1 protein-coding gene is annotated in these 22011 nt (G+C 71.8%); it reads left to right on the top strand.

Annotated features, from left to right (window positions below; genetic code table 11):
• Window positions 1-96 precede the first annotated feature (96 nt).
• On the top strand, window positions 97-21987 hold the full coding sequence (locus J1792_RS35495; RefSeq protein WP_505391855.1) for a type I polyketide synthase: 21891 nt from the start codon (window positions 97-99) through the stop codon (window positions 21985-21987).
• The last annotated feature ends 24 nt before the right edge of the window (window positions 21988-22011 follow it).

Raw genomic sequence — 22011 nt, 5'->3', positions numbered from 1 at the left:
TTTGACGGTGGTTTTGGCCCGGTGGTGGTGGTCGACCGGCGTTTGGTGGCGCGGGTGCCGGTGGGGTGGTCGTTTGCGCAGGCTGCGTCGGTGCCGATGGCGTTTTTGACGGCGTACTACGGGCTGGTGGATCTGGGTGGTCTGCGCTCGGGTGAGTCGGTGCTGGTGCACGCGGCTGCTGGTGGTGTGGGTATGGCTGCCGTGCAGGTCGCGCGTCATCTTGGTGCTGAGGTGTTTGCGACGGCGAGTGTGTCGAAGTGGCCGGTCGTGGAGGGTCTTGGGGTCCCGCGTGAGCGGATCGCTTCCTCGCGTGATCTGTCGTTCGAGGACGCCTTCCGTGAGGCGGCTCCGGGTGGTGTTGATGTCGTTCTCAATGCTTTGGCGGGGGAGTACATCGACGCGAGTGCCCGGTTGTTGGGTGAGGGTGGTCGGTTCGTGGAGATGGGCAAGGCCGATCTTCGTGATGCCGGCTCTTTTGTGAACGGGGTCACGTATAGGGCGTTTGATCTCTTCGATGCGGGTCTGGACCGGTTGGGTGAGATCCTCACCATCATTGTTGGTTTGTTCGAGCGGGGTGAGTTGTCGCTGCTGCCGGTTCGGGCGTGGGATGTGCGGGAGGCGGTGTCCGCGTTCCGGTTGATGAGCCGGGGCGGACACGTCGGCAAGAACGTCCTCACCTTCCCCCGTCCTCTCGACCGTGATGGCACGGTTCTGATCACGGGCGGTACGGGTGCGCTGGGTGGTCTGCTGGCCCGGCATTTGGTGTCCGAGTACGGGGTGCGCCATCTGGTGCTGACCAGCCGCCGGGGCGCGGATGCCCCGGGGGCTTCCGGCCTCCTCGCCGAGCTGCGGGAGTTGGGGGCTGAGGCGGTCGCGGTGGCGTGTGACGTCTCGGACCGTGACGCCCTGGCGGCTGTGCTCGACGGCATTCCGGCCGAGTATCCGTTGACCGGTGTCGTGCACACCGCCGGTGTAGTCGACGACGGCGTCTTCGCGTCGATGACGCCCGACCGGGTCGGCGCCGTGTTCGCGCCGAAGGCCGACGCGGCCCTCGGGCTCCACGAGCTCACCGCTCACCTCGACCTGGCGATGTTCACGCTGTACTCATCGGTCGCGGCGAGCTACGGTTCGGCCGGTCAGGCCAACTACGCCGCCGCCAACGCCGTCCTCGACGCCCTCGCCCACCACCGCCGGGCCCACGGCCTGGCGGGTCAGTCGCTGGGCTGGGGCCTGTGGGGCCGTGCCAGCGACATCAGTGGTCACCTCAGCGCCACCGACCTCGCCCGCATCGGAGGGGCTCTTTCCGACGAGCAGGGCATGGCGCTGTTCGATGCCGCCCACCGGGTGGGTTCCGCGCACCTCGTGCCGATGCGACTTGACCTGGCAGGGGTGAAGGGGTACGCCGAGGTGCCGGCACTGTTCCGGGGACTGGTCCGGACACCGCTGCGGCGTGTGCTGGCGGCGGCCGGGGCGGACGGTTCGTCGCTCGCAGGGCGGCTGGCGGGCCTCTCGGCCGCAGAGCAGGAGCGTCAGCTGATCGCCCTGGTGCTCGGCGAGGTCGCGGCCGTGCTCGGCCATGCGTCGGGTGACGCTCTCGAGCCGGGCCGTGCGTTCAAGGAGCTGGGCTTCGATTCGCTGACCTCGGTGGAGCTGCGCAACCGCATCAATGCCGCCACCGGCCTGCGGCTGCCCGCCACCCTCGTCTTCGACCACCCCACCCCCGCCGCGCTCGCTGAGTATCTGCGCGATGAACTGGTGGGAGCGGACGCGGCCGCAGCGGTGCGGTCGGCGGTCGCCGTGCCGCTGGACGACGATCCGGTGGTGATCGTCGGCATGAGCTGTCGGTTCCCGGGAGGCGTCACGTCCCCCGAGGACCTGTGGCGGCTCGTGGAGTCCGGCGCGGACGCGGTCGGGGACTTCCCCACCGACCGCGGCTGGGACCTCACCGCACTCTTCGACACGGAGACCGGCCAGGCCGGCACGTCGTCCACCCGACAGGGCGGATTCCTCTACGACGTGGGCGAGTTCGACGCGGAGCTGTTCGGGATCTCGCCGCGCGAGGCATTGGCGATGGACCCGCAGCAGCGGCTGCTGCTGGAGGCCTCGTGGGAGGCGCTGGAGCAGGCGGGCATCGCCCCGCTGTCGATGCGTGGCGAGCAGGCCGGCGTCTTCATCGGCGCCGCCGCCTCGAACTACGGCGTGGGACCGGCCTCCGCCGACGCTCGGGGCGAGGTCGAGGGACACCTGCTCACCGGCACGCTGACCAGCGTGGCGTCGGGCCGGATCGCGTACACCTTCGGGCTGGAGGGCCCGGCGATGACGGTCGACACCGCGTGCTCGTCCTCCCTGGTCGCCCTGCACCTCGCTGTGCAGGCGCTGCGCTCCGGTGAGTGCGACATGGCTCTCGCCGGTGGTGCCACGGTCATGGCGACGCCGGGTATCTTCACCGAGTTCAGCCGGCAGAACGGTGTCGCGGCGAACGGCCGCTGCAAGTCCTTCTCGGCCGACGCCGACGGCACCGGCTGGGCCGAAGGAGCGGGCATGCTGTTGGTGGAGCGGCTGTCGGACGCCCGGCGACGCGGGCACCAGGTCCTCGCGGTGGTGCGGGGTACGGCGATCAACCAGGACGGCGCGTCCAACGGGCTGACCGCCCCCAACGGCCCGTCCCAGCAGCGCGTCATCCGCCAGGCCCTCGCCAACGCCCGGCTGCTACCCGCCGAGGTGGACGTGGTCGAGGCGCACGGCACCGGTACGGCGCTGGGCGATCCGATCGAGGCCCAGGCGCTCCTTGCCGTATACGGGCAGGACCGCGACGCGGACCGGCCGCTGTGGCTCGGCTCGATCAAGTCCAACATCGGGCACGCACAGTCCGCCGCCGGTGTCGCGGGCATCATCAAGATGGTCATGGCCATGCGCCACGGCGTCCTGCCGCAGACCCTGCACGCCGACCAGCCCTCCCCGCACATCGACTGGGCGTCGGGTGCCGTGGAACTCCTCATCGAGAACCGTCCGTGGGAGGCGGAGGGCCGGCCGCGCCGGGCAGGTGTGTCGTCGTTCGGCGTCAGTGGCACCAACGCCCACGTCATCATCGAGCAGCCCGGGCAGCAGGAATCCGCACCGGCAGCGCCGCCCGTGCAGCCCGCTCCGGCGCGCCTGCCGTGGTTGCTCTCCGCGAAGTCCGAGGCTGCGTTGCGTGCCCAGGCCGGTCGCCTGCGGTCGTTCGTGGCGGACCACGAGGACCTGAACCTCCTCGACGGCGCCGAGTCGCTGGCCACCACCCGGACGGTGCTGGAACACCGTGCCGCGATCGTCGCGGCCGACCGCGCGGAGCTGCTGGCGGCACTGGCCGCGCTGGCCGAGGGCGGTCAGGGCGCTGTGACGGGCCTGGCGACCCACAGCAAGACGGGATTCCTGTTCTCCGGCCAGGGGGCGCAGCGGTCCGGGATGGGTCGCGAGTTGTACGCGGCGTTCCCCGTCTTCGCGGGGGCGTTGGACGCGGTGGCGGAGCGGTTGGACTCCTGGTTGGAGCGGCCGGTCCGGGAGGTCCTCTTCGGTGACGGGGAGTGGATCGATCAGACGGTTTACGCGCAGGCGGGGCTCTTCGCCCTTGAAGTGGCCCTGTTCCGGCTCATGGAGTCGTGGGGAGTCACCCCTGACTTCCTGCTGGGTCATTCGATCGGTGAGCTGGCTGCCGCGCACGTTGCCGGGGTGTTGTCGCTGGACGACGCGTGCGCGTTGGTGGCGGCGCGTGGTCGGCTGATGCAGGCGTTGCCTGCCGGTGGGGCGATGCTGGCCGTCGAGGGCGAGGAGCCCGAGATCGCGGAGGCTCTGGCCTCGTACGAGAATCGTGTCGGCATCGCCGCGATCAACGGGCCCACCTCCGTGGTCATCTCCGGAGACGCGGATGTCGTCGCGGAGCTGGAGACCGGGTGGCGCGAGGCGGGTCGGCGGGTCAAGCGGCTGACGGTGTCGCACGCCTTCCACTCACCGCGCATGGACGCCATGCTCGGCGAATTCGCTGCGGTGGCCGGTAAGTTGACCTTCCACGCGCCGCGGATCCCGATCGTCTCCAACGTGAGCGGGCAGCTTGCCGACCCCGACGAGATCCGCACCCCGGACTACTGGGTACGTCACGTCCGCGAGGCCGTCCGTTTCGCCGACGGCATCCGGTACCTGAGTGCGCAGGGCGTGACCACGCTCGTCGAGCTCGGCCCGGACGGAGTGCTGTCGGCCATGGCCCAGCAGACCGCCGACCTCGTCGCCGTTCCCGCCCTGCGCGGCGACCGCGACGAGACCGAAACGCTCTTCACCGCGCTGGCGAGTGTCCACGTGCACGGCACCCCCGTCGACTGGGACGCGTTCTTCACCCCGTACGGCGCACGCAAGGTCGCCCTCCCCACGTACGCCTTCCAGCGTCGGCGCTACTGGCTGGAGGGTGCCGCCCACGAAGCACAGCCGACCTCCGCCGACGCCGCCGAGGCCACCTTCTGGGCGGCGGTGGAGTCCGAGGACCTGGGTTCGGTGGCCGACACCCTGGGAGTGGATGCGGGCAGTGGGCTCGACGCCGTGCTGCCGGCCCTGTCCGCCTGGCGGCGCGGGCGGCAGGACCGGGCGACCGTCGACAGCTGGTCGTACGAGATCGTGTGGCGGCCCCTGACCGACGTGTCCGGCACAGTGGGCGGCGGACGTTGGCTGATCGTGACGGGCCCGGAGACGTCCGACGACGAAACGGTGGCACGCGTCCTGCGGGACGCGGGCGCCGAGGCCGTCACCGTCGCGGGGGACGGCGAACGCGCCGCTCTCGCGCAGCGGCTGGCCGAGGCGGTTGAGAGGGACCTCCCGTTCACCGGTGTCGTCTCTCTTCCGACCGCTGCTCCCGTGCCCGCGGTCGACGGTACGGATCCCGTCGGCCGGGCCCTCGTGCTTCTCCAGGCCCTCGGCGACGCGGGCATCGACGCCCCGCTCTGGTGCCTGACCCGCGGCGCGGTGTCCGTCGGGCACGCGGATCCGGCCCCCGGGCCGGAGCAGGCGCAGGTGTGGGGCCTGGGCAGGGTGGCGGCGCTGGAGCACCCGCGCCGCTGGGGCGGTCTCGTCGACCTGCCCGAGGTGCTGGACGACCGGGCCGCCGCCCGGCTGGCGGCGGTGCTCGCGGGCGGCTCGGGCGAGGACCAGCTCGCGCTGCGCGGCTCGGGCGTCTTCGGGCGCCGGCTGCGGCCGGTGCCGCGGACCCGGGCCGGAGCCGGGCGCGAGGAGTGGCAGCCGCACGGCACCGTTCTGATCACCGGCGGCACGGGTGCGCTCGGCGGGCAGGTCGCCCGCTGGCTGGCCCAGCGGGGTGCCCAGCGCCTCGTACTGACCGGCCGGCGCGGCCCGGACGCCCCGGGCACCTCCGAACTGATCGCGGAACTGGCCGAGCTGGGCGCGGAGGCCGTGGCCGTCGCGTGCGACGCGGCCGACCGCGAGGCCATGGCCGCCGTCCTGGCGGCGATCCCGGACACGTACCCGCTGACCGGCGTCGTCCACGCCGCGGGCGTCGTGGACGACAACGAGATCGACGCGCTGCGGCCGGAAGGCCTGGAGACGGTCTTCCACGGCAAGGTGCGTGCCGCCCTCGTCCTCGACGAGCTGACGGCCGACCTGCCCCTCGACGCCTTCGTGCTGTTCTCCTCCATCGCCGGAGTGTGGGGCAGCGGAGGCCAGGCCGCCTACGCCGCCGCCAACGCCTCCCTCGACGCCCTCGCGGAGAGCCGCAGGGCACGCGGCCTGGCCGCGACCGCCATCGCCTGGGGGCCGTGGGCCGACGCGGGCATGGCCGCCCGAGGCGAGGCCGCCGACTACCTGCGCCGCCGGGGGCTGCGGGCCCTGCCGCCGGAGCTCGCCGTCGTGGCACTGGGCCAGGCAGTCGGACGTGAGATCTCCGGGCACGGGACCTCCGGGCGCGACGCGTCGTCCCCCTGCGTGACCGTGGCCGACGTGGACTGGGCGCGATTCGCCGAAGTGTTCACCGCTGCACGCCCCAGCAGGCTGTTCGCCGAGATCCCGGCGGCCGTCGCCGGGGGCGAGGACCACGTACAGGGTGACGGTACGGGCGACTCGCCCGCCGACCGGCTGCGCCGACGGATCTCCCTGATCTCGCCGGCCGAGCGGTCCCGGCACCTGCGCGACCTCGTACGCGACCAGGTGGCCGGCGTGCTCGGTTACCCGGACCCCGGCGCCATCGAGACCACGACGTCCTTCGCGGACCTTGGCTTCGATTCCCTCACCGGAGTCGAACTGCGCAACCGCCTGATCGCGGACACCGGCCTCCCCCTGCCCGCCACGCTGGTCTTCGACCATCCGAGCATCGAGGCACTGACCGGCCACCTGGCCGAACTGCTGGCCGCGCTGGAGGCGCCGGCCGCGGAGGCGGAGCATACCTCCGCCGCGCGGGCGCCCCTTGCCCCGGCAGCCGTGGACGAACCGATCGCGATCGTCGCCATGAGCTGTCGGCTCCCCGGCGGCGTCTCCTCCCCGGAGGAGCTGTGGGAGCTCGTCGTGTCCGGCACCGACGGAATTTCCGACTTCCCCGAGGACCGCGGCTGGGATCTCGCCGGCGAGGATCTCTCGTACGCACGGACCGGCGGCTTCCTGCACGACGCCACCGACTTCGACGCGGAACTCTTCGGCATCTCCCCGCGCGAGGCTCTCGCCATGGACCCGCAGCAGCGGGTGCTCCTGGAGACCGCGTGGGAGACGTTCGAGCGCGGCGGCATCGACCCCCGGTCGGTGCGCGGCGAGCAGATGGGCGTGTTCATCGGCGCCTCCAACTCCGGTTACGGAACCGGGTCCCAGCACTCCGACGAGGTGGACGGCCACCTCCTGACCGGCAGCGCCAACAGTGTCATCTCGGGCCGCGTCGCCTACGCCTTCGGGCTCGAAGGCCCCGCGGTGACCGTGGACACGGCGTGCTCGTCGTCGCTGGCCGCCCTGCACCTCGCCGTCCAGGCACTGCGCAACGGCGAGTGCACGTCCGCGCTCGCGGGCGGTGTGGCCGTGCTGACGACGCCGATCGCGTACACCGAGTTCAGCAAGCAGGACGGGCTGGCGGCGGACGGCCGCTGCAAGCCGTTCGCCGAGGCCGCCGACGGTACGGGCTGGTCCGAGGGCGTCGCCGTGGTGCTCGTGGAACCGCTCTCCGAGGCCCGCCGCAAGGGGCACGACGTGCTCGCGGTCGTACGGGGTTCGGCCATGAACTCCGACGGGGCCTCGAACGGCCTGACCGCCCCCAACGGCCCCTCCCAGCAGCGCGTCATCCGTGCCGCCCTGACCGGCGCCGGACTGACGTCCGCCGACGTGGACGCCGTCGAGGGCCACGGCACGGGCACCCGGCTCGGTGACCCGATCGAGGCTCAGGCTCTCCTCGCCACGTACGGCCGGGAGCGGGACGCGGACCGGCCGCTGTGGCTGGGCTCGCTGAAGTCCAACATCGGCCACACGCAGGCCGCTTCCGGGGTTGCCGGTGTGATCAAGATGGTCATGGCGATGCGGAACGACGTGCTGCCCAGGACCCTGCATGTGGACGCGCCGTCGTCGCACGTGGACTGGTTGGCGGGTGCGGTCGAACTGATTACGGAGAACCGAGCCTGGGAGGCCGGTGGCCGGCCGCGTCGGGCAGGTGTGTCGTCGTTCGGTATCAGCGGAACCAACGTGCACACGATCCTGGAAGAGGCACCGGCGGACGAGCCGGTCGCGCCGAGGACGGACGTCGTTCGGGCCGCCCCCGTACTGCCGTGGCTGCTCTCGGGCCGGTCGCAGGCCGCGCTGCGGCAGCAGGCGGAGCGCCTGAGGGCCCTGCTGAGCGGGGTGCCGGAGTGGCCGCTTGCCGACGTCGCGGTCTCCCTGGCCACCACGCGTGCCACGCTCGAACACCGGGCGGTGGTGCTGGGTTCGGACGCCGACGACTTCCGCAGGGGCCTCGCGGACGTCGCGGCCGGGCGTACCGGTGGCGGTGTGGTGAGTGGGCTCGCGAGCCCGGGGAAGACGGCGTTCTTGTTCACGGGGCAGGGGGCGCAGCGGGCCGGGATGGGCCGGGGGCTGTATGAGGCGTTCCCGGTGTTCGCGGATGCGTTGGATGCGGTGTGTGCGCGGATGGATGGCTCGTTGGAGCGTCCGTTGCGTGATGTGCTCTTCGGTGACGGGGAGTGGATCGATCAGACCGTTTACACGCAGGCGGGGCTTTTTGCGCTGGAAGTGGCGCTGTTCCGGCTCATGGAGTCGTGGGGTGTCACCCCTGATTTCCTGCTGGGGCATTCGATCGGTGAGTTGGCTGCCGCGCATGTGGCGGGTGTGTTGTCGTTGGATGATGCGTGCACGCTGGTGGCGGCGCGGGGTCGGCTGATGCAGGCGTTGCCTGCTGGTGGGGCGATGCTGGCCGTCGAGGGCGAGGAGTCCGAGATCGCCGAGGCCCTCGTCCCGTACGAGAACCGCATCAGCATTGCGGCGGTCAACGGGCCCACCTCGGTGGTGGTGTCCGGTGACGCGGATGCGGTCGCGGAGCTGGAGGCTGTGTGGCGTGAGGCGGGTCGTCGGGTCAAGCGGCTGACGGTCTCGCATGCTTTCCACTCGCCGCGTATGGACGCGATGCTCGACGAATTCGCTGCTGTGGCGGGAGAGCTGGTCTTCCATGCCCCGCGTATTCCGATTGTTTCCAACGTGAGCGGGAAGCTTGCCGACGCGGACGAGATCCGGACCCCGGGTTACTGGGTGCGTCACGTCCGCGAGGCCGTCCGCTTCGCCGATGGTGTCCGCTACCTGACCGATCAGGGCGTGACCACGCTCGTCGAGCTCGGCCCGGACGGCGTCCTTTCCGCCATGGCCCGGCAGAGCGTCGACACCGCGGCGCTTCCCGTGCTGCGCGGCGACCGCGACGAGGTGCGTGCGCTCGTCGAGGCGGTCGGCGGGGCACACGTGCGCGGTGTGCCGGTGGAGTGGAAGGCGGTGTTCGCGGACTGGCAGGGACGCAGGATCGATCTGCCGACGTACCCGTTCCAGCGTCGGCGGTACTGGCTCGACCCGTCCACACCTTCCATGGCGGCAGGGGCGGAGAGCAGCGCCTACGAATCCGAGGAAGGGTTCTGGGCCGCGGTCGAGAACGAGGACCTGACGGCACTCGCAGCGGAGCTGCGGCTCGACGCGAACGAGGCCGGCAACGGACTCGGCGCCCTGCTGCCCGCGCTGTCCGCGTGGCGGCGCGGCCGTCGTGACGAGGCGGCCGTGGACGGCTGGAGCTACCGGGTGGGCTGGCAGGCGCTGCCCGCCCAAGGCCGGGCAACTGTGGACGGCCACTGGCTGATGGTGGTCCCGGAAGGGGCCGATGCGGCGGACGTCGTCGACGCGTTGCGCGAAGGCGGGGCCGGGACCGAGGTCCTGACCGTTCCGGAAGGCATCGGCCGGGACGCACTGGCCGGCATCGTGGGCGAGCGGCCCGGAGCAGAGCCGACCGGAGTGCTTTCGCTCCTGGGCGCCGCCGACCTGCTCGTGCTCCTCCAGGCCCTGGAGGACGCCGGGATCGACGCCCCCGTCCGGGGCCTCACCCGGGGCGCGGTGTCCGTCGGCTGCTCCGACCGGCTGACGCACCCCGCAGGCGCCCAGGTATGGGGTCTCGGCCGGGTCGCCGCGCTGGAGTACCCCCAGCGCTGGGGCGGACTGATCGACCTGCCCGCACTGCTGGACGACCGCACCGCTCCCAGGTTCGTGGCCGCGCTGGCCGCCGACACCATTGAGGACCAGGTCGCGATCCGCGGCTCCGGCAGTTTCGGCCGCAGGCTGCGCCGCGCCGTGCCAGGCGCCTCCGCCCGCACGAAGGCCGCGCAGCCGGTCTGGCGGGCCGACGGCACCGTACTCATCACCGGTGGCACCGGTGCGCTGGGCGGCCACGTGGCCCGCTGGCTCGCCGGACAGGGCGTGCGCCGACTGCTGCTCACCAGCCGCCGCGGCCCCGCTGCGCCGGGCGCCGCCGACCTGGTGGCGGAGCTGGCCGAGGCCGGTACCGAGGCCCTCGCAGTGGCTTGTGACGTGTCCGACCGCGAAGCGCTCGCCGCCCTGCTCCGGCAGCACCCGGTCACCGCCGTGGTGCACGCCGCCGGTCTCGTCGACACCCGGCCGCTCGCGCACACCACGCCCGAGCAGTTCGCGCAAGTGGTACGGGCGAAGGCGGCCGGAGCCGTACACCTGGACGAGCTGCTGGCCGACACCGAGCTGGACGCGTTCGTGCTGTTCGCCTCCATCTCCGGCATCTGGGGGAGCGCTGGCCAGGCCGCCTACGCCGCCGCCAACGCCGCCCTCGACGCGCTGGCACAGGCCCGCCGCGCCCGTGGTCTCACCGCCACCTCCGTGGCCTGGGGTCCCTGGGCGGAGGCCGGCATGCTGGCCGACACCGCCGAGGCCGAGGACTACCTCACCCGCCGCGGCCTGCTCCCCATGCGCCCCGAACTGGCCGTGTCCGCGCTCGCCCGGGCCCTGGACGGCGACGAGACCACGCTCACCGTGGCCGGGGTCGACTGGACCCGCTTCGCCCCTGCCTACACCTCCGCCCGGCCCAGCTCCTTCCTCTCGGCCCTCCCCGAAGCGGCCGCGCACACCGCCGCCCAGGACGGCCCGGGTCAGGTGCCGGACTCCGAGTTCGAACGCCGCCTCGCCGGGCTCTCCCCGGCCGAGCGGCTGCACGAGACGTCCGCACTCGTGCGGGCCGAGACCATGGCCGTGCTGCGGCACACCGACCCCGGCGCCGTGGACGGCGAACGCCCCTTCAAGGACCTCGGCTTCGACTCGCTGACCGCCGTCGAACTCCGCGACCGGCTGACCGCCGCGACCGGCCTGCGACTGGCCGCGAGCCTCGTCTTCGACTACCCGACCGCCGCCGCGCTCGCCGCGCACCTGGCCGGGCGGCTGGCCGAGGACTCCAGCTCGACGCACGCCACGGAGGCAGCTCCGGCGGGCCCGCCGGCCGTCGGCGCCGACGAGCCGATCGCCATCATCGGCATGAGCTGCCGCTTCCCCGGCGGGGTCGCCTCGCCGGAGGACCTGTGGCGGCTGCTCGACTCCGGTACGGACGCCCTCGGCGGCTTCCCGACCGACCGCGGCTGGGACCTGGCCACGCTCTTCGACACCGACGACGACCCGGACAAGGTCGGCACCTCCTACGTCCGCGAGGGCGGATTCCTGACGGACGCCGCCGACTTCGACGCGGCCCTGTTCGGCATCTCGCCGCGCGAGGCCGTCGCGATGGACCCGCAGCAGCGGCTGCTCCTGGAGACCGGCTGGGAGGTCTTCGAACGGGCCGGTATCGACCCGCGCTCGCTGCGCGGCAGCCGCACCGGTGTCTTCGCGGGCACCAACGGCCAGGACTACAACCGCCTCACCGCCTTCGCCTCGGACGCCAGCGAGGGCCATCTCGCCACCGGTAGTGCGGCGAGCGTCATGTCCGGCCGCCTCGCCTACTCCTTCGGCCTGGAGGGCCCGGCTGTCACCGTCGACACGGCTTGCTCCTCCTCCCTGGTCGCCCTGCACCTCGCGGTGCAGGCACTGCGAAACGGTGAGTGCGCGCTCGCACTCGCCGGAGGCGTGACGGTGATGGCGACTCCGGGTGCGTTCGTCGAGTTCAGCCGGCAGGGTGGGCTCGCGGGCGATGGCCGTTGCAAGGCGTTCGCCGCGGCGGCCGATGGGACCGGGTGGTCCGAGGGCGTTGGTGTGCTGCTTGTGGAGCGGTTGTCGGATGCCCGTCGCAATGGTCATCAGGTGCTCGCGGTCGTGCGGGGTTCGGCCGTCAACCAGGATGGTGCGTCCAACGGGCTCACCGCTCCCAATGGTCCGTCGCAGCAGCGCGTCATCCGTCAGGCCCTTGCCAATTCCGGGCTGGCCCCGTCCGATGTGGACGTGGTCGAGGCGCATGGTACGGGTACGAAGCTGGGTGACCCGATCGAGGCGCAGGCACTTCTTGCCACGTACGGTCAGGAGCGGGAGGCGGACCGGCCGCTGTGGCTGGGCTCGGTCAAGTCGAACATCGGGCATACGCAGGCCGCTTCCGGGGTTGCCGGTGTGATCAAGATGGTCATGGCGATGCGGCATGGAGTGCTGCCCCGGACGCTGCACGTGGACGAGCCGTCCCCGTATGTGGACTGGGCGGCGGGTGCGGTCGAGCTGCTGACGGAGGCCCGCGACTGGCCGAAGGGCACCGCGCCGCGCCGGGCCGGCGTGTCGGCGTTCGGCGTGAGCGGCACCAACGCGCACGTGATCCTGGAACAGGCCCCGGCCACGCCGGAGACCGTCGAGGCACAGGACACCTTCAACTCGCCGCCGAGCGTGGTGCCGTGGGTCCTCACCGGCCACTCCGAGGTCGCACTCCGGGCCCGCGCCGAACGACTGGCGGCGTTCGTCGCCGCCGACCCGGCGCTGCGCCCCCAGGACATCGGTCTGTCACTCGCCACGACCCGCGCGGCGCTCGAACACCGCGCCGTCGTACTCGCGGGAACGCACGAGGGCTTCCTCGACGCCCTGCGGAACCTGGGGGAGCCGGGCGCAGGTGTGGTCAGAGGGGTGGCGAGCCCGGGGAAGTCGGCGTTCTTGTTCACGGGGCAGGGGGCGCAGCGGGCCGGGATGGGCCGGGGGCTGTATGGGGCGTTCCCGGTGTTCGCGGATGCGTTGGATGCGGTGTGTGCGCGGATGGATGGCTCGTTGGAGCGTCCGTTGCGTGATGTGCTCTTCGGTGACGGGGACGCGATCGATCAGACCGTGTACACGCAGGCGGCGCTGTTCGCTCTCGAAGTCGCCCTGTTCCGGTTGCTGGAGTCGTGGGGCGTCAAGCCCGACTATCTCCTCGGGCATTCGATCGGTGAGTTGGCTGCCGCGCATGTGGCGGGTGTGTTGTCGTTGGATGACGCGTGCACGCTGGTCGCCGCGCGGGGTCGGCTGATGCAGGCGTTGCCTGCTGGTGGGGCGATGCTGGCCGTCGAGGGGGACGAGTCCGAGATCGCGGAGGCTCTGGCCTCGTACGAGAACCGTGTCGGCATTGCCTCGGTCAACGGGCCCACCTCGGTGGTGGTGTCCGGGGACGCGGATGCTGTCGCGGAGCTGGAGGCGATGTGGCGTGAGGCGGGTCGTCGGGTCAAGCGGCTGACGGTCTCGCATGCTTTCCACTCGCCGCGTATGGACGCGATGCTCGACGAGTTCGCCGACGTGGCAGCAGAGCTGACCTTCCAGGCGCCTCGGATTCCGGTCATTTCCAATGTGACGGGGCGGCTCGCCGATCCGGAGGAGATCCAGACCTCCGGCTACTGGGTCCGTCACGTCCGCGAAGCCGTCCGCTTCGCCGATGGTGTTCAGTGCCTGCACGACCGAGGTGTCACCACGCTCCTGGAACTGGGCCCTGATGGGGTGCTGACGGCAATGGCTCAGCAGTCCGTCGATCTCCTCGGTGTCCCCGTCCTGCGGGGTGACCGCGACGAGACCGAAGCGCTGTTCACGGCGCTGGCCGCCGCTTACGCACATGGAACCGCCCTCAACTGGGCGGAGGTGTACGCCACGTGGGGCGCTCGTACGGTGGAACTGCCGACCTACAGCTTCCAGCGCGAGCGCTACTGGGCGAGCGGCCCGAGCGGACCGGGCGATGTCGCAGGGGCCGGGCTCACCGCCACCGGGCACCCGCTGCTGGGCGCCGAGGTGTCGCTCGCGTCGGGCGCGGGAGTGGTGTTGACGGGGCGGCTCTCCGTCGCGGACCAGTCGTGGCTGGCCGATCACGCCGTGCACGGCCAGGTCGTCTTCCCGGGCACCGCGTTCGTCGAGCTCGCCCTGCGCGCGGGCGAACAGGTTGGCTGCGGCCGGTTGGCCGAACTCACCCTGGAGGCACCGCTCGTACTTCCCGGACCCGGGCGCGGAGCCGTCCAGGTCCAGGTGAGCGTGGCCGGCGAGGTCGGCGCGGAGGACCGCACGGTGGAGATCCATTCCCGACCCGACGGTGCCGCCGATTCCGGCTGGACCCGACACGCCGCCGGTGTGCTCACGCACGAGACCGCTTTGCCCGAAGGGGCCGAGGCGCTGACGTGGCCGCCGGCGCAGGCCGAATCGGTCACCGTGGAGGGGCTGTACGAGGAGCTGGCGGCGGCTGGGCTGGATTATGGCCCGGTGTTCCAGGGTGTGCGTGCCGCCTGGCGGTCCGGTGAGTCGGTGCTGGCCGAGGTCGTCCTTCCAGGGGGCGAGCAGGCGCAGGCGGGTTCCTTCGGTCTGCACCCGGCGCTGTTCGACGCTGCTCTGCACGCCTTGGTGGTGGGCGGGCTGTTTGACGACGCCGCAGCGGTGCGGCTGCCGTTCGCATGGCAGGGCGTGTCCCTGTACGCGGCAGCCGCCACCGAACTTCGGGTGCGGCTGACCGCCGTCGGACCGGAGGCGATCTCGCTTCAGGGGTACGACGCTTCGGGCGCCCTGGTGGTCTCGGTGGACTCGCTCACGCTGCGGTCGGTGTCGGCGCAGCAGCTGGCTGCGAAGGCGGACGTCGATGGGTTGTATGGGGTGGAGTGGGCTCGGGTTGTGGTGCCCGAGAGCGCTGATTTTGCTGGGACTGTTGGGCTGTGCGCGCTGGGTGAGTTGGTGGGTGTGCCGGGTGGGGATGTGGCGGTGTGGTTGCCGTCGTTGTCGTCGTCCGGTGGGTTTGGTGAGTGTGTGGGTGGTGTTCTTGGGGTTGTTCAGTGGTGGTTGGGTCAGGAGTGTTTTGAGGGTTCGCGGTTGGTGTTGTTGTCGCGTGGTGCGGTGGATGTGGGTGATGGCCGTGCGGTGACGGATCTGGCTGCTGCTGGTGTGTGGGGTTTGGTGCGTTCGGCGCAGTCGGAGCATCCGGGGCGTCTGGTGCTGGTGGACGTGGACGGTGCGGAGCCTTCGGCGGAGCAGCTGGCTGCTGTGTTGAGTGTCGATGAGCCCCAGCTTGCGTTGCGTGATGGTGTGTTGTGGGCGCCGCGTTTGGCGAGGGCATCCTCGCTTCCGGTGCTGACGTTGCCGGACGAGGACCAGCACTGGCGTTTGGAGGGTTCTGGCCGGGGTGCTTTGGAGGATGTTGCGCCGGTTGCGGTGACGCTTTCTGCGCTGGCGCCTGGTGAGGTGCGGGTCGGTGTGCGTGCGACGGGAGTGAACTTCCGTGACGTGCTGATCGCTCTCGGCTCGTATCCGGATGCCACTGCGTTGATGGGTTCTGAGGGTGCGGGTGTGGTCCTCGAGGTCGGTTCCGGTGTCGAGGGATTGGCGGTCGGGGACCGGGTCTTCGGTCTCTTTGACGGTGGTTTCGGCCCGGTGACGGTGGTCGACCGGCGTTTGGTGGCGCGGGTGCCGGTGGGGTGGTCGTTCGCGCAGGCTGCGTCGGTGCCGATGGCGTTTTTGACGGCGTACTACGGGCTGGTTGACCTCGGTGGTCTGCGCTCGGGTGAGTCGGTGCTGGTGCACGCGGCTGCTGGTGGTGTGGGTATGGCTGCTGTCCAGGTCGCGCGTCATCTTGGTGCTGAGGTGTTTGCGACGGCGAGTGTGTCGAAGTGGCCGGTCGTGGAGGGTCTTGGGGTCCCGCGTGAGCGGATCGCTTCCTCGCGTGATCTGTCGTTCGAGGACGCCTTCCGTGAGGCGGCTCCGGGTGGTGTTGATGTCGTTCTCAATGCTTTGGCGGGGGAGTACATCGACGCGAGTGCCCGGTTGTTGGGTGAGGGTGGTCGGTTCGTGGAGATGGGCAAGGCCGACCTTCGCGAGGAAGGTTCCTTCGCCGATGGGGTCACGTATAAGGCGTTCGACCTCTTCGATGCGGGTCTGGACCGGTTGGGCGAGATCCTCACCATCATTGTGGGTTTGTTCGAGCGGGGTGAGTTGTCCCTGTTGCCGGTTCGGGCGTGGGATGTGCGGGAGGCGGTGTCCGCGTTCCGGTTGATGAGCCGGGGCGGACACGTCGGCAAGAACGTCCTCACCTTCCCCCGTCCTCTCGACCGTGATGGCACGGTTCTGATCACGGGCGGTACGGGTGCGCTGGGTGGTCTGCTGGCCCGGCACCTGGTGTCCGAGTACGGGGTGCGCCATCTGGTGCTGACCAGCCGCCGGGGCGCGGATGCCCCGGGCGCCACCGGCCTCCTCGCCGAGCTGCGGGAGTTGGGGGCTGAGGCGGTCGCGGTGGCGTGTGACGTCTCGGACCGCGACGCCCTGGCGGCTGTGCTCGACGGCATTCCGGCCGAGCACGCCCTCACAGGCATCGTGCACACTGCCGGTGTAGTCGACGACGGTGTGTTCGCGTCGATGACGCCCGAGCGGGTCGGCGCTGTGTTCGCGCCGAAGGCCGACGCGGCACTGCATCTGCACGAGCTGACCGCATCGCTGGACCTGGCGATGTTCACGTCGTACTCGTCGGTCGCGGCGACCTATGGTTCGCCGGGGCAGGCCAACTATGCCGCCGCCAACGCCGTCCTGGACGCCCTCGCTCACCACCGTCGGGCCCGGGGCCTCGCGGGTCAGTCGCTGGGCTGGGGCCTGTGGGGCCGTGCCAGCGACATCAGTGGTCACCTCAGCGCCACCGACCTCGCCCGCATCGGAGGGGCTCTTTCCGACGAGCAGGGCATGGCACTGTTCGACGCCGCGCTGGCCTCGGCCCCCGCGCACGTACTGCCGGTCCGGCTGCACCTGTCCGAGCTGAAGCGCAGGGGCGACGTACCGGCACTGCTGCGCGGCCTGGTCCGGGTACCGAAGCGGCGTGCGACGGCCGCCGCCCTAGACCGTTCGTCACTTGCCGGTCGTCTGGCGGGCCTCTCGGCTGCGGAGCAGGAGCGGCAGCTGACAGCTCTGGTGCTGGGCGAGGTCGCGGGCGTGCTCGGCCATGTGTCGGGGGAGGCCATCGAGGCGGGCCGTGCGTTCAAGGAGCTGGGCTTCGATTCGCTGACCTCGGTGGAGTTGCGCAACCGCATCAATGCCGCCACCGGCCTGCGGCTGCCCGCCACCCTCGTCTTCGACCACCCCACCCCCGCCGCACTGGCCGAGCGGCTGCACGACGACCTCGTCGGTACGGAAACGGCGTCGGTTCCGGCGGTCGTGCGCACACAGATGCCGGTCGAGGACGACCCGATCGTCATAGTCGGCATGAGCTGCCGCTTCCCGGGCGGCGTCGCTTCCCCGGACGACCTGTGGCGCCTCGTGGAGTCCGGCGTGGACGCCGTCGGGGACTTCCCCACCGACCGCGGCTGGGACCTCACCGCACTCTTCGACACGGAGACCGGCCAGGCCGGTACCTCAGCCACGCGGCAGGGCGGCTTCGTCCACGACGTGGACGAGTTCGACGCGGGTCTGTTCGGGATCTCGCCGCGTGAGGCTCTGGCGATGGACCCGCAGCAGCGGCTGCTGCTGGAGTCCTCCTGGGAGGCGTTCGAGCAGGCGGGTATCGCCCCGCTGTCCCTGCGCGGCGAACAGGTCGGCGTCTTCATCGGCGCCGCCGCCTCGAACTACGGCGTGGGGCCGGCTTCCGCCGATGCCCGGGGTGAGGTCGAGGGACACCTGCTCACCGGCACCGCGTCGAGCGTGGCGTCGGGTCGGATCGCGTACACCTTCGGGCTGGAGGGCCCGGCGATGACGGTCGACACCGCGTGCTCGTCCTCCCTGGTCGCCCTGCACCTCGCTGTGCAGGCGCTGCGCTCCGGTGAGTGCGACATGGCTCTCGCCGGTGGTGCCACGGTCATGGCGACGCCGGGTATCTTCACCGAGTTCAGCCGGCAGAACGGTGTCGCGGCGAACGGCCGCTGCAAGTCCTTCTCGGCCGACGCCGACGGCACCGGCTGGGCCGAAGGCGCGGGCGTCCTCATTGTGGAGCGTCTTTCCGAGGCCCGGCGCCGCGGACACGAAGTGCTGGCGGTCGTGCGGGGTTCGGCCGTCAACCAGGACGGCGCGTCCAACGGGCTGACGGCTCCCAACGGTCCGTCCCAGCAGCGTGTCATCCGTCAGGCCCTGGAGAACGCCGGGCTTACCACGGCCGACGTCGACGCCGTCGAGGCGCACGGCACCGGAACCGCGCTCGGTGACCCGATCGAGGCACAGGCGCTCCTCGCCACCTACGGCCAGGACCGGACCGAGGGCAACCCCCTGTGGCTCGGCTCGATCAAGTCCAACATCGGGCACGCGCAGTCGGCCGCGGGCATGGCCAGTGTGATCAAGATGGTCATGGCGATGCGCCACGGCGTCCTGCCGCGGACCCTGCATGTGGACGAACCGTCCCCGCACATCGACTGGGCGTCGGGTGCCGTGGAACTCCTCACCGAGAACCGCCCGTGGCCCCGGACTGCGCGCCCGCGTCGGGCCGGCGTCTCCTCGTTCGGCGTCAGCGGAACCAACGCCCACGTCCTTCTGGAAGGCGCGCCCGAGCGACAGTACGCACCGGCCGAGGAGCAGCCCGCTCGCACCGCTCCGGCGTACCTGCCGTGGCTGCTCTCTGCCAGGTCCGAGGACGCCCTGCGTGCCCAGGCCGGTCGTCTCCATGCGCTGCTCGCCCGTGATCCCGCCCTGTCCGTCGAGGGCGTGGCGCTGTCCCTGGCCACCACGCGCACCGCGCTGTCGCACCGGGCCGTCGTCCTGGCCCCCGATGCGGACGGCTTCGCCCACGCGCTGGCCGCACTGGCGCAGGGCCGACGGGAGGACACCGTCGCCCTCGGTACGGCCGAGCCCGGTGGTATCGCGTTCCTGTTCACGGGACAGGGGGCGCAGCGGGCCGGGATGGGACGCGAGCTGTACGAGACCTTCCCCGCCTTCGCTCAGGCGCTGGACGCGGTCCTGGAGCGGCTGGACGGGCGGCTGGAGCGTCCGTTGCGTGATGTGCTCTTCGGCGACGGGGAGTGGATCGACCAGACCGTATACACGCAGGCAGGGTTGTTCGCGCTGGAGGTTGCTCTCTTCCGGTTGCTGGAGTCGTGGGGAGTCACCCCTGACTTCCTCCTCGGGCATTCGATAGGTGAGCTGGCGGCCGCGCACGTCGCCGGGGTGCTGTCGCTGGACGACGCGTGCACCCTGGTCGCCGCGCGGGGCCGGCTGATGCAGGCGCTGCCGTCCGGTGGGGCCATGCTCGCCGTCGAGGGTGAGGAGTCCGAGGTCGTGGAGGTCCTGGCCTCGTACGAGGGCCGGGTGAGCATCGCGGCGGTCAACGGGCCGACCTCTGTGGTGGTGTCCGGTGACGCGGATGCCGTCGCGGAGCTGGAATCCACCTGGCGCGAGGCGGGTCGGCGGGTCAAGCGGCTGACCGTCTCGCACGCCTTCCACTCGCCGCGCATGGACGCCATGCTCGACGAATTCGCTGCTGTGGCCCGCAAGGTGACCTTCCACGCCCCGCAGCTGCCGATCGTCTCCAACGCCACGGGCAAGCTCGCCGACGCGGACCGGATCCAGACCCCGGAGTACTGGGTGAGGCACGTTCGCGAGGCCGTACGTTTCGCCGACGGCATCCGGTACCTGCACGCCCAGGGTGTCACCCGCCTCCTGGAGCTCGGCCCGGACGGCGTGCTGTCCGCCATGGCCCAGCAGAGCATCGACGTCACCGCGATTCCCGTGCTGCGCGGCGACCGCGACGAGGTCCGGACGCTGTTCACCGCCCTCGCTACCGTGCACGTCCACGGTGCCGGGGTCGACTGGGCCGCCGTCCTCGCCCCGTACAGCGGGCGCAAGGTCGCCCTGCCGACGTACCCCTTCCAGCGACGGCGCTTCTGGCTCGCCACGGACGCCATGACGGCCGAAACGGGTGGCCGTACGGGGGCGGGTCCGACGGTGGTGGACAGTGCCGAAGCCGCGTTCTGGGCCGCCGTCGAGAGCGAGGACCTGGCGTCCGTCGCGAGCACATTGAAGATCGGCCTCGGCGAGGGCCCCGGCGACGGTGCGGGGCTGAGCAGCGTGTTGCCCGCCCTGTCGGCGTGGCGCAGGGAACGGCAGGATCTGACGGCCGTCGACGCGTGGCGCTACCGCGTCACCTGGACGTCGGTGACCCCGGCACCGGAGGTGTCGGCACCCGGCACCTGGATCGCCGTTACCTCGGCGGAACACGGGCCGGACGCCGGGTCCGGGGTCGTCGCCGCCCTGCGTGAACACGGCGGCCGGGTCTTCGAGGTGACGGTCGGCGCCGATGCGGACCGTGCCACCCTCACGGGTCTGCTGAAGGAAACGGCGGACCGGGCCGGGGGAGACGTCACCGGCGTACTGTCCTTGCTCGCCTCCACCGCGACGCCCGCCGCCACGACGTCCGTCCTCACCACGGCCACCCCCCTCGACAGGTCGCTGCTCCTGGTGCAGGCTCTCGGTGACGCTGCGCTCGGCGCCCCTCTGTGGTGCCTGACCAGCGGCGCGGTCGCCGTCGGCCCGGCCGAGGCCCCGACCTCTCCCGACAGTGCCCAGCTCTGGGGACTCGGCAGGGTCGTGGCACTGGAGCACCCCGACCGCTGGGGCGGCCTCGTGGACGTACCCGCCGCACTGGACGGGCGTACTGCCGCCCGGCTGGTCGCGGTCCTCACCGCAGGCACGGGCGAGGACCAGGTCGCGGTGCGGGACGCCGGAGTCTTCGCGCGGAGGCTGGAGCATGCCGCCCCGGCCGAGGCCACGGCCCAGGATGCCCCATGGCGTCCGGGCGGTACCGTCCTGATCACCGGCGGCACCGGCGGGCTCGGTGGACAGGTGGCCCGACGGCTCGCGGCGCGGGGCGCCGTACACCTCGTACTCACCAGCCGGCGGGGCCCGGATGCTCCGGGTGCGACCGAACTCGTCGCTGAGCTCAGGGGGTTGGGGGCCGAAGTAACCGTGGTCGCCTGCGATGTCTCCGACCGGGACGCGCTCGCCGGCGTACTCGCGCGGCATCCGGTCACCGCCGTGATCCATACGGCTGGTGCGACCGGTTCGACGCCGCTGGCCGAGCTGACCGCCGACGAGCTGGCCGGGACGCTGCGCGCCAAGGTGGCGGGTGCCCGGAACCTGCACGAGCTGCTGGCCGGCGCGGACCTGGACGCGTTCGTGCTGTTCTCGTCGATCGCCGGCGTGTGGGGCAGCGGCGGTCAGGCCGCCTACGCCGCCTCCAACGCCTACCTCGACGCGCTCGCCGCGCAGCGCCGCGCCGAGGGCCTGCCCGCGACTTCGGTGGCCTGGGGCCCCTGGGCCGACGCGGGCATGGCCACCTCGGAGGAGGCCGCCGCGTATCTGCGGCGGCGCGGGCTCGGCGCGCTCGAGCCCCGGCTGGGGATCAGGGCGTTCGAGCTGGCGGTCGCGGCACAGGACCCCTGCGTGACGGTGGCCGACGTAGACTGGGAGCGGTTCTTCCCGCTGTTCACCTCAGCCCGCCCCAGCCCGTTCCTCGGTGAACTGCCCGAGGCGCGCGCGCTGACGGCACCGCCCGGCACGCACGCGGGAACCGCTCACGCCGGAACGCGGTCGCCCGGCGCGGATGGCGGCCGGGGCCTGACGGAGCAGGGCCAGCGCCTGGCCTCGGCGACCGGCGCCGCCCGCGAGCGGATGCTTCTCGAGCTCGTACGCGGCGAGGCGGCGTCGGTGCTCGGCCACGACAGCGCGGCAGCGCTCCCGGCCACGGTCGCGTTCAGCGACCTCGGCCTGGACTCGCTCACCGCCGTGGAGATCCGCAACCGGCTGACGGAGGCCACCGGCCTCGCCCAGCCGTCCACCTTGGTCTTCGACTACCCGACACCGGCCGCCCTGGCCGCGTACCTGAGCACAGAACTCGGCGGGGAGGGCGACGCGGACTCCGCCGCCGAGCCGGAGGACGACGCCCGGATCCGCCGGACCCTGGCTTCGCTGCCCCTGTCCCGGCTGCGTGAGGCCGGTGTGCTGGACGTGCTGCTCCAGCTCGCCGAAGCAGCGGATCCCCGTACTGAGCAGGACCTCGAAACCGACCCGGAATCGATCGACGACATCGACGGCATGGATGTCGACGCGCTCATCGAGACCGCTCTCGGCAACAACACGGACTTCTGAGAGCGCTTGAGCGCGCATTGGAGC

This window comes from Streptomyces triculaminicus, assembly GCF_017349075.1.
GTDB lineage: Bacteria > Actinomycetota > Actinomycetes > Streptomycetales > Streptomycetaceae > Streptomyces > Streptomyces triculaminicus.
This window is presented reverse-complemented; position numbering and strand designations above follow the sequence as displayed.